This is a genomic window from Acidocella aminolytica 101 = DSM 11237, from assembly GCF_900129125.1.
In the GTDB taxonomy this organism is placed as follows: Bacteria; Pseudomonadota; Alphaproteobacteria; order Acetobacterales; family Acetobacteraceae; genus Acidocella; species Acidocella aminolytica.
The window spans coordinates 1-9952 of record NZ_FQVJ01000067.1 but is presented as its reverse complement, the minus strand read 5'-3'; the positions used below and the strand labels follow the sequence as shown (position 1 = coordinate 9952).

At 60.5% G+C, this 9952-nt stretch carries 13 protein-coding genes and 1 pseudogene; 7 read left to right on the top strand and 7 right to left on the bottom strand.

The window, feature by feature from the left end; genetic code table 11:
* Positions 1–139: 139 nt before the first annotated feature.
* The 3 genes from BUB54_RS19165 to BUB54_RS19155 all read right to left on the bottom strand — a co-directional run bounded on the left by BUB54_RS19165 (position 140) and on the right by BUB54_RS19155 (position 3460).
* Positions 140–469: a hypothetical protein gene (locus BUB54_RS19165; RefSeq protein ID WP_048880515.1), complete on the bottom strand. Its 330-nt coding sequence runs from the start codon at positions 467–469 to the stop codon at positions 140–142.
* A 277-nt stretch (positions 470–746) separates the two neighbouring features.
* Entirely contained in the window at positions 747–2612 is a 1866-nt protein-coding gene (locus BUB54_RS19160) for a ParB/RepB/Spo0J family partition protein (protein ID WP_048880516.1), read from the bottom strand.
* Between the two features lie 353 nt (positions 2613–2965).
* Positions 2966–3460 carry a hypothetical protein gene (locus tag BUB54_RS19155; protein WP_073212029.1) on the bottom strand — a complete coding sequence of 165 codons (495 nt, stop codon included), beginning with the start codon at positions 3458–3460 and terminating at the stop codon, positions 2966–2968.
* 76 nt (positions 3461–3536) lie between these two features.
* Between BUB54_RS19155 and BUB54_RS19150 the strand changes: the two genes are divergently transcribed.
* Positions 3537–3809 carry a hypothetical protein gene (locus BUB54_RS19150; protein WP_048878778.1) on the top strand — a complete coding sequence of 91 codons (273 nt, stop codon included), beginning with the start codon at positions 3537–3539 and terminating at the stop codon, positions 3807–3809.
* A gap of 147 nt (positions 3810–3956) precedes the next feature.
* Here BUB54_RS19150 and BUB54_RS19145 read toward each other — a convergent pair whose 3' ends face one another.
* Positions 3957–4220: a hypothetical protein gene (locus tag BUB54_RS19145; RefSeq protein ID WP_048878779.1), complete on the bottom strand. Its 264-nt coding sequence runs from the start codon at positions 4218–4220 to the stop codon at positions 3957–3959.
* Positions 4221–4347: 127 nt separating this feature from the next.
* Between BUB54_RS19145 and BUB54_RS21035 the strand changes: the two genes are divergently transcribed.
* Positions 4348–4488: a hypothetical protein gene (locus tag BUB54_RS21035; protein ID WP_175556554.1), complete on the top strand. Its 141-nt coding sequence runs from the start codon at positions 4348–4350 to the stop codon at positions 4486–4488.
* Between the two features lie 167 nt (positions 4489–4655).
* Here the strand turns inward: BUB54_RS21035 and BUB54_RS19140 are convergent, their stop codons facing one another.
* The 3 genes from BUB54_RS19140 to BUB54_RS19130 all read right to left on the bottom strand — a co-directional run bounded on the left by BUB54_RS19140 (position 4656) and on the right by BUB54_RS19130 (position 6895).
* Positions 4656–4949 (bottom strand): DUF736 domain-containing protein, encoded by a 294-nt coding sequence (locus tag BUB54_RS19140; RefSeq protein WP_048878780.1) that lies wholly within the window; start codon positions 4947–4949, stop codon positions 4656–4658.
* Positions 4950–5773: 824 nt separating this feature from the next.
* Positions 5774–6370 (bottom strand): hypothetical protein, encoded by a 597-nt coding sequence (locus BUB54_RS19135; RefSeq protein ID WP_048878781.1) that lies wholly within the window; start codon positions 6368–6370, stop codon positions 5774–5776.
* Between the two features lie 3 nt (positions 6371–6373).
* On the bottom strand, positions 6374–6895 hold the full coding sequence (locus BUB54_RS19130) for a hypothetical protein (RefSeq protein WP_139285014.1): 522 nt from the start codon (positions 6893–6895) through the stop codon (positions 6374–6376).
* A gap of 441 nt (positions 6896–7336) precedes the next feature.
* Between BUB54_RS19130 and BUB54_RS22225 the strand changes: the two genes are divergently transcribed.
* From BUB54_RS22225 to BUB54_RS19105, 5 genes and pseudogenes are all read left to right on the top strand, one after another.
* Positions 7337–7600, top strand: coding sequence for a helix-turn-helix domain-containing protein (locus BUB54_RS22225; RefSeq protein ID WP_082075644.1), 264 nt, complete (start codon positions 7337–7339; stop codon positions 7598–7600).
* A gap of 47 nt (positions 7601–7647) precedes the next feature.
* Complete coding sequence (gene trbB / locus BUB54_RS19120) at positions 7648–8610, top strand: P-type conjugative transfer ATPase TrbB (RefSeq protein ID WP_048878784.1); 963 nt, start codon at positions 7648–7650, stop codon at positions 8608–8610.
* A gap of 125 nt (positions 8611–8735) precedes the next feature.
* On the top strand, positions 8736–9071 hold the full coding sequence (locus tag BUB54_RS19115) for a TrbC/VirB2 family protein (protein WP_073212028.1): 336 nt from the start codon (positions 8736–8738) through the stop codon (positions 9069–9071).
* The gene (gene trbD, locus BUB54_RS19110) at positions 9071–9376 is read left to right on the top strand and encodes a conjugal transfer protein TrbD (protein WP_048878785.1); all 306 of its coding nucleotides are present in this window, start codon (positions 9071–9073) and stop codon (positions 9374–9376) included. The genes BUB54_RS19115 and trbD overlap by 1 nt, the downstream gene beginning before the upstream one ends.
* Positions 9376–9952 (top strand): annotated as a pseudogene (locus BUB54_RS19105) (hypothetical protein); the annotation flags it as partial. The gene trbD and the pseudogene BUB54_RS19105, both read left to right, overlap by 1 nt.

Genomic DNA, 9952 nt, shown 5'->3' with positions numbered 1-9952 from the left:
GCTCCGCCCCTCCCTGCGGTCGCCGCGTCTGCGGCGATCGGTCCCCGGCCCGCCAGGGCCGGCAATCTCTCGGCCGAGCCGGAGCAGAAGTAGATGTGGTCACATGATCCGGGACCGTGCGACCACATTGCGGGTTTCTCTATGTCCATCCCATTCGGCGGTTTAGCTCACGGGTGGCGTGCCGTTGCCTTGCGATTTCTTGTTTTCGCAGGTCCAGCAATTCCGCCGCCACTTCGGCGACTGGCCGGTTCTCGGCATAAGCCGCCCTGACCAGCTTTTGGGAACCGTGATATGTCCAGTAGAAATTTCGTGCTTTGCCAAGCGCGGTCTGCACGTCCTGGGCATAGGCGAGAAAATCGTTTGCTTTGATTGTCGCCACGCCGATTGCATAGCGTTCAGGGCGCATTGTCTCGCGCTCGGCATCCAGCACAGCCAGCGCGGATTGGGTTTTTTCCTTGTAAAATGCCATGTCGTGTCTCCGTGATACACGGCGCATTCGCCGTCCTTTTCTGGCGTTGAAGGCTGATGGAGGGGGGAAATGCGCCCGAGGGTGGCCGGGCTGCGATGGCGCAGGGCTCTTGCCGTGCGGGTGAGCGGCCCTGCTGCACCGCAGGGCGCGTTTCGGGGGAGGCGCGGGCCTGCGCGCCGCCCCCTTGACCCAGCCCAAAGGGCCGGAAATTTACGCCAGAAGAATAAGGACAAAGGGATAAGGGGAATGGGCGGGGTCTTGGCCCCGCCCATGATGGTCAACCCCGGTTGGTCCGCAGCGGTGCCGGGAGCCATGTGGTATCAGCGGCAATGAGGGCGGCTTCTTCCGCCATCACGCCCTTTTTCAATCCGGCGAGTTTCGCGGCCTCGGCCTCGCTCGCGGCTTCGGTGACGGCTTCGGTGATCGCGTCTTTGCTGACCCGCCCGAAATAGGTGGCGGCGGTCGGCGTCCAGTGCTGCCGCATATCGAGGTCCAGTGTGGCGGCGAGTTTTTCCGCATAGATGCCGGGCTTCGCGGCGCTGCCGTTCTGCCCCTTGCTGTAGGTGGCATCGACAAGAGAGGCGGACAGAACCGCGATCAGGTCCAGCACGTCCTCATTGCTGAGGGCCATGATAGCATCCCACATACGGGCGGCATCGCCGCCAAGGCGCATATTCCACCGGCTTCTTTGGTCATTCAGCGGGGTTTCGTCGGGGCAACCGACACGCTGATTTTCGGGAATGTAGGTGGTGCTCGGATGAACGGTTAGAACCGGGGTGCCGTGGGACATTTCCCGCACGGCGAGGCTGTGGGCCAGCACACGCAACGCGATATCCGGGCGCTTTACCAATTCAAGGCGCAGCGCGATGGTGCGGGCGGCGTGAAGTTCGGCCAGCAACGCCTCGGGAACCTTCGGCCCGGTCGGGGCCGGTGTCACCGGTTCGGCATCGTCGTCACCGTTTTCGTTCTGCCCGTCGGTGTTGATCGGGCGGCGCAGCGCGTCAAGCGCGGGCCGGTCCTCGGGGCGAACATAGCCAAGTTCCAGTTTGACGGAACCATCATTGTGCAAGGCCAGCCAGCCTCCGGCGAGGGCCATTTCTGCCGGGTCGAAGGCGCGTTCCTTGTCGCGCAAGCTCTCCATTTCGGCATCGATGGCGTCCAGCCGTTCGCTGGTTTCATCGTCGGGTGTGTCGCCATCTTCGGCCAGCCGGTCATATTCCTCGGCCAAGGCGCTGAGGCGGGCCGCGTCGTCGTTGTTCAATTCGACGTGGCGCGGATGAATACGGGTGAAGGTCCGCATCGTGTCGTAGGTCAGCGCGGGGTCTGCCTCAATCCATTTCCAGCCTTGCGCCAGAACCTCGGGGATCATGGCGGTCAGGCGCTCGGTGGCGAGGCGCAGCACGAGCGCGCTATCCTCGGCATATCCGGTATCCCGCTCATCAAACAGATCGCGGGTGATGGCTCCCCCTGCCGCGATATAGGCGTCCTCGCCAACAAAGCGGAACCGATGATCGGTTGTTTTCATTTTCTCATGGGTGAGAAGCTGCACGATGCGGGAGCGTTCTGCCGGGTAGTGCCATTCGGAAATATCGGCAAAAACCTGTTCCTGTTCGGCGTGATTATCCGTAACGGTGAAACCCATGACCTGCTCAAGCGTGAGTTTGTCGGCTCGGAACGCTTCGATGATGACGGGCGACAGGCTGGCGAGTTTCATGCGGCGTGTCACCACGCCGGGGGTGACGCCAAAGCGGGCTGCCACGTCCTCGATGCTGTGACCCTGTGCAATCAAGCCAGCGAAAGCGGCAAACTGGTCGGCGGGGTGCATCTGCTCGCGCATGACGTTCTCGGCAAGGCTCGCCTCAAGGGCGGCATCCTCTCCGACGATCTGCACGGGCACCATGTAGGATTTCGGCAGTTTTTTGGCCTTGCAAAGCTGCTTGAGGGCAGCAAGGCGTCGGCCTCCGGCCACTACCTCGTATTTTCCTTCTTCGGTTTCGCGGACCACAAGATTTTGCAACAAGCCGCGTGAGGCAATGCTGGCGGCGAGGCCGTCAATGCCTTTGTCTCGTCCGGTTGTGCGGACGTTGATTGCGCTCGGGACCAGTTTGGTCAGCGGCACGGCGGAGACGTTGATTTCGTTCATTGCGTAATTCCTATGTTGGTTATGCCGGTTTTCAGGCCCCGGCTATTTTCTGGCGTGAAAGAGCGGGGGGAGGGGGCAATGGATCGCGTGACAGGCCGGGCTGCGCGGGGCGCGGGGCGTAGCCCTGTCGCCCAGGGCGGCCCTGCCGGTCTGTAGCGGGCCGTTGCGGGAGGGGCGGCGCTCCGCCCCTCCCTTCGGTCGCCGCGTCTGCGGCGATCGGTCCCCGGTCCGTCAGGGCCGGCCATCTGTGAGGCCATTCGGCGGCATGAAACCAGGGATTCTGGTCTTATAGAGATCAAGAGATATAGATATTATAAAACCCCCGCCCGGCAGGGCGGGCGGGGGTTTTCAGGTCACGGTGCAACAGCGACATAGAACTGATCGTCGGCATCGATGCAGATCATCGCGGGCCGGCCTGGCTTGCCGTATTCGTGGCAAAGCCGGGTGGCGAAGGCGATGATGGAGGGCCGCGCGTCGGCAAATTCGTCGAAAATTTGCACTGTCGCGGCGTGGCCGTAGGCGATTGTCCGGCTGGTGGTGGGAGCCGGTGTGACGTTGACGGGCCACGGTGTTTTGCCTTCGCCAAGGCGGTCGATGATCTCGATGAGGCGTTTTGTGCGTTCGATTTTCCGAAACACGGCATCCCAGCCGAGTTTTTCCGCATAGGCGGCTTGCGTTAGATTGCTGGTGCCGGAGAACCTGGGAGCGGTCCATGTCCAGAATTTTTTATAAAGCCGCCAGTTTGTAAAACTGACCCGCCCCTGCCGCCAGAGGTAATCAACCTCGTCGTATGATCGATGCAGAATTGCCGCCAGCGCACGGCAGTTTTCGGTGGTGGTATCGGACATCTTTGTGTCTCCCATGCAGCAACCGGGACCGCCCCGGTCTTTTTCCTGGGGTGTGATGGCTGATGGAGGGGGAAAAGTGCGGGCGTGGCTGGCCGGGCTGCGCGGGGCGCGGGGTGAAGCCCTGCCGCCCTGGGCGGCCCTGCTGGCCGATAGGCGGCGCTTTGGGGGAGGCGCGAGCCTGCGCGCCTCCCCCTTTCTAGCCGCGTCTGCGGCAAGTGTTCCCCGGCCCGATGGGCCGGAGATTTACGCCAAGGATGAAGCGGCTGGGTGGCCTGTTTATTCGTGCCGGATTTCGGCAGCGGGCAGTTTCCGGGCGAGTTCGCGTGCGAGGGCCGGATCGGCTGTGTGAAGTTCGCCCCATAGGCGAACGATCATGGCGACCAGATTGGGGAGTTCGGATTGGTCGGGGGTGCGCAACACGGTTGCCCCGAGTCCTTGCAAGCGGTCGCCGGGGCGGTCCCGGCGACTACGGTTCGGATGGTTTACCATTTAGGGATTAGTGCAGGAATAATTTGATGACGATTGCGACTACGAAAGTCAGGACAAAGCCAAGCATCCATTGTTGAAGGTTCATCCTTCCATCCAACCGTGCAATGTCAGACTTAGAGGCAAGGGTGGAAATATCTCCCTTTGTCGCCAAGTCGGTTTGCACGGCTTCGGCAAAAGCCTGCGCCATCCCTTCTGCTTGATCTTGGGTGAACTTCCCTTGATCGCGGAGAGCGCGGGCTAGTTTCAATGTGTCGAAAGGCACTGCGGTCATTCTATTACTCCTTGCCCCCGTTGAACCCCGAGGCGCGGGGTACTGCCACCATAGCAGATTGGGGCGGAATTGCTTGAAAAAACCCCCGCCCCTTTTTCTGGTGTGAACGGGGGTGTGGTGGGGAGAAGTGCCGGCGAGGCGGGCCGGGCTGCGCGAGGCGCGGGGTGAAGCCCTGCCGCCCTGGGCGGCCCTGCCAGCCAGTAGGCGGCGCTTTGGGGAGGCGAGGGGAACGCTCGCTTTCCCTTATTGCCGCGTCTGCGGCGAATGAAACCGCGCGCGCTGCATGGCTTTTCTCATGATCGGTGGGGGGCCGGCCTTGGTGCCGCGTTGCGGGCGGCGTGGCCGGGCGCTCGATCGTCCGGTCTATCCGGTGCATCAGCCAGTTATTGACATGCGAACGGCGGCCCAAAGGCCGCCGCTGCGCGTGTGACCCGGTTAGGAGCGAGTCCAGATGAGGCCGAACCCGCTATCCTGTTCGACCAGGTTGGCGAACACCGGCGCGGGGAAGCTCGGATCGTCGAGTTTGAGCGAGATATATTCGCGCCCTTCCTTGCTGGTTTTGGTCCACCCGGCCCCGAGTTCGACCGAGCCAGCGGTGATCCGATAGTCGGGGGCCTTCTCGCTGGAAACCTCGACTTTCTTGATCTGTGCTTTCACGTTCAGGGTGAGGGTCTTGATGGTGCCGTTGAAGCCGTGCTCGTCGCGGGTAAAGGTGCCGATGATCGCCATGATTAGTCTCCTGTTGTTTCGGGCCGCCTATCGGCCTCGATGGGGCGTAAAAGCACCGGCCAGCCGGAGCCCTGCACCGCGAAGCGGCCGCAGCGCAGCGGAGGGCCGGAACCGGCGGCTATTTTGCCTCGCGAGGAATGCCCGCAGGGCAGGGGAAAATAGCCGCAGGTGGAGGTTGCGGGGTTTCGGCAGGCCGGTGATCGTCCCCATCGGTAGAGGCCGTTTGGTGGTTCGTGCGTGGGGAGACGTATGGTGGTTCGGTGCCGGTTGCGGCGAGCTGGTCGGCTCGGTTTCATGCCCCGCTGAATGGGCTTGAACGGATCGTGTCGGGCTTTGCGGCAGCCTCGTAATGGATGCTGTGGCCTGGTTCGACACGGGTGGGGTGGATGACGCCAAGGAAGGTGCTGGTTTGTTCGTTCCCTGCGGGTGTCGTGCGTCCTGACGGTGTTTGTTTCGGACGGAGGGGGGATGCTGTTTGAGCCGTATGGTCCGCTGCCGGGTCTCGCAGTGAGGCTGGCGGCCTTTGGGGTGCCGTTGTGAGGTCGGAACTGGCTGATTGGTTATGCCAAGATCGGTGCCGCGGTTGCGCAAGGGATCGTTACCCGGAGGGCCGAGACCCTGTAGGGGGCTTGGTGGAGCGCAGCGGAGTAGAGCCCGGTCAGGCGGCCCCTTGGCCGCCTGATGCGTCCATATGCCGTGTTTCGTGTTCATCGTTCTCTCGCTCGGATCGCTTGCTATCGAGAGGAAAATGCAGGTTGGACAGAAGAATCTCGGATTAAAGCCAAGGCGAAGGACTCCTAGAACGCACCGGATTTTAATGTCGGTTAATGTTGAGATTGAGAGGCTTTCGTTATGAATTTTGGAATGGATTCGGCGGTCACGCTTTTAGCCGTTGCGGCGGGTGTGCTCATTTGAGCTTGTTCTGGCAACACTGCCTCTGATGGGAAGGAAGAATCAGGTCGTGATTGAATTTTTCCGACGGTGTTTCCTATCAAGGCACCGGAAAAAAATGCAAAAACAATAACGACAATAATGCCAGCGCTGCGAAGTGAGGCGCGGGTTTTTCTGGAACTGACGGAAAAGAGCTTACCCTTAAGTGACTCCGGGAAGGGAAACTCCTGTTCGGATAAACCGTAATAGAATCGCACACCCTTCCATAAAATCTGTTTCAATTGTGGGCTCATGCAAGAAAAATCCACATAATCGGCTGTGTTGAGAAGATCGTTTATTTTCTCGCGCTGATCCGGTGGCAATACCGACACACGGTTACTAGACCAGGTGAAGAAGTTATATTTTGAAAAAGAGGTGTTTGCCTGGTCGATTCGGACCCTGATTGCCATCTCTGGGATTCTTTCTAGATAAGTCTCTATATCATCGGGAACGGCATCACCCGGCAGTTCAATTTCGTATTCTTCGTTCATTTGTTAGGCTCCAAGAATGGACTCAAGGTTAGCGGGAGCGTCAGCGCCTCGGAACCCTGGGACAGTGGAATCTTCGGCGCGAGGCATAAGCGGCGCGGTTTGGGCAAGGGGAACGAGTTCGGCCCCGGCGCAGACGGGGCCGAACTCTTGCGCGGCATCGAGGGCATCGCGGGTAGCGATGCCCCAAATCGCGTCGGCGGTGGCATTAAATGGCAGCCGCGCGCTGCGTTTCCGGTAGGCCGCAAGGGTATCGTAGGGGGAGTAATCCTCGCGCCGGTGGGCGTAGATGAAGCGTTCACGAGCGGCGCGGATTTGGTCAAGCGAGACGCTTTCGCCCGGAGGGGCGGTCAGCATCCAGTCGGCCGGGTCGAGCAGCGGCCCGGTCGGCCGGTAGAGAATATGAAACCGCCCTTCCTGCCGGAATTTCAGGCCAAGCCTGGGCAGGGTATCGGGTTGGCCGGCGAGGGTATCACGCCAGGCGAGGGCGTAGTGGGTGGCGACTTGAACGGTCGCGGCTTCGACCAAGCCGAGGGTTTCGCCTTGGGCTAAACGAGCATCGATGGCGAGCCTCCGTCCGATGCTTGCGAGTGATGTGAGAGAAACAGCGGCTTGGGGAAACAGGCAGCAATAGAGCGGCATTTCCGGGTCCTTTCCTAAAAGGCATAATGCCGTTTGCGGCAAAACGGCAATCTAGTCAAGCAATCATTGTCTAAAGACGATTTGACGATTGCCGAAAAAAGGGCGTATTTGCGGGATAATCTATGATGCTGAGGGCATGCCGTCGTGTCGAACATATGGTAACTGTTGCGGAATTTTTAGCTTGCGAACAGCGGCAATATGAAATGAGTGCAATTATTTGGAATCCAACACAGGCACGTCATCTTGTGTCATATAGGAGCCCAGCCTCTCGGGGAATCGCGGTCGCATTGGGCGGCATCTGTGGTTGACCGAGGGACATTGGACCCTATGGAGGATGCGTTGCCGAATCGGCCCCCGAGCCGGGGAGAACCCGCTTTAACTGAACGAATGCTGATCGCGGATGTTGTGAATCGGCGGATGCAGGAATTGCATCTGACAAATCCCGAGCTGGGCCGTCTGACGGGTTTGAACGCGGCACTGATCTCCAATCTCCGTAATGCGCGGAACAATGCGACGCTTGACACACTCGCTAGAGTAGCACATGCCTTGGAAATCAGGGTTGCTGATCTATTTTTACGCCGAACTGATTGACCCCTTAGACCATTAGCTATAGACTACGATCCGGAGGTATCCGGATCATGTCGGCGTCACGCGAAGTAACACAGCGGGTTCATGATAAGCTCCGTCGCGAGCTTGGCCCGCTGGTTTGCGACCTGCTTTCGCAGGATGATGTCATTGAGATCATATTGAATGCTGACGGGCGGCTTTGGGCCGAACGTCTCGGCCAGCCGATGGTCCCGGTAGGGACCATGTTGCCGGGCCAGGCTGAAAGCCTCATGGCAACGGTTGCCTCCACGATTCCGACGACTCTCACGCGCGACAGCCCGATGTTGGAATGTGAGCTACCGCTTGATGGCTCGCGGTTTAGTGCGGTGATTCCTCCGGTGGTGGAAGCGCCGTGCTTTTCGATCCGGGTTCCGGCGAAGCGGATTTTCCCGCTGGAAACTTACCGCGACAATGGGATTATATCGGCGCGGCAGATGGGCATTCTGACGGCCGCGATCGCGGATCGAAAAAACATTCTTGTCAGCGGCGGCACCGGATCTGGCAAGACCACATTCGCCAATGCGATCATCGATTATATCGCACGGGTGACGCCGGAACATCGGCTCGCGATTCTTGAGGACACGCGGGAGTTGCAGTGTGCGTCTCAAAACGTGATTGCGATGCGGACCAGCGAACCGGCGCCGATGGACCGGCTTTTGCGGCACGCGCTGCGGCAACGTCCGGACCGGATTATCGTCGGCGAGGTCCGTGACCGGGCCGCGCTGACTCTACTTAAATCCTGGACGACGGGGCATCCCGGCGGGGTCGCGACCGTTCATAGTAATGTCGATGATCCTCGGGCGGCGCTTAGGCGCATGGAATTTCTGGTGGCCGAGGCGTTCACCGGCTCGGCGGTCGAGCTGATTGGTGAAGCCGTCGATGTGATCGTCACCATCGCCAAGACCAAGGAAGGGGCGCGGAGGGTGCAAGGCATTGCGACCGTCGCTGGCTGGAATGGCACGTCCTACGACATTGAATGGGATCAAGCCGCATGAGTAATGGGCTCATGCGCAGTGACCGCTGGCGGCGAGCTGGCAGGTGGAGCGGCCGCCGCAAGAGCGGCGCCGGTCAAGTTGATGGCGCAAGCGGTTGTCGCTCGTGCGGAACAATGGAGAATAAGATGAGATTGTTTGATCGCGTGCGCCGTTTGTCGGCGCGGGCTGGGATGTCGGCTGTGGTGATGGCGGCGATGTCGCGGGCGGCACTAGCAGCAAGCACGGGCGGCGGGGGCAGCAATTTGCCCTTCATGGGTCCGTTGCAGTCGATTGAGAATACAATTACCGGCCCGTTCGCCTACGCCATCACGATGATCGGGTTGGTCATGGCCGGCGCCGGGCTCGTGTTCTTCGGTGAGATGAGCGAGTTCATGCGTCGCCTGCTTTACGTCGTGATGGCGGGCTCATTGTTGCTCGGCGCATCGCAAATCGTCGCGTTGTTTTCTGGCGCGGTGATCTGATGGCGCTCCGTCGCCTGCCGATCCATCGCGCGCTCTGGCGGCCGCATTTGATCGCGGGCGGCGAACGCGATCTGATGCTGGGCCTCATCGTGTTCTCTGTCGGCTTGCCGGTAACGACGCAGACAATCTTCTCCGTCGTGGTCGGCGTGTCGCTCGGCGTGTTCGGCACGGCGATGCTGCGCTGGCTCGCCAAGATCGATCCCCAATTTCTCAAGGTTTATCGGCGGGCGCGGGCTTATCGCGCCTATTATCCGCCCCGGTCGCGGCCGGCGCGCGTCGATGATCGTATCCGGAAGCAACTCTGATGCTGAGTCTCAAGCCATATCGCGACACTGCGAAAGGTCTGCCCGATATCCTGAATTGGGGATTCGTGGTCGATGACGGCATTGTAGTGAACAAGGACGGTTCGTTGTTGATGGGCTATGAATATAGCCCGCCCGATATGTTTGCCGCCTCTCCCGAGGAATATAACGACCTGACGGCACGGGTAAACCGTGCGCTCTCGCGGTTCGGCGCGGGCTGGGCGGTGTGGATCGATGCGATCCGCGAGCCTGTCGAATCCTACCCGCCGCGTGACGCCAGCCATTTCCCGGACCAGATATCGCGGATGATCGATCGTGAGCGGGAACGCCAGTTCCGGTCGCAAGGCACGTTCTACGACACGCGCCATACGATCGTTTTCCAGTGGATGCCGGCATCCAAGATCGGGCGGCGTTTGCAGAAGTTCATGTACAGCAATGCCGGCGAGGATGACCGCGCGCCTGGCGACCTGGCGCTGATGCAGTTCAAGCGGGCGATGTCGCAATTCGAGGACGCGGCCGGCCAGGTGCTCGGGCTGGCCCGGCTCGGCCGTTATGAGGTCGATGATGGCTATGGCCGGG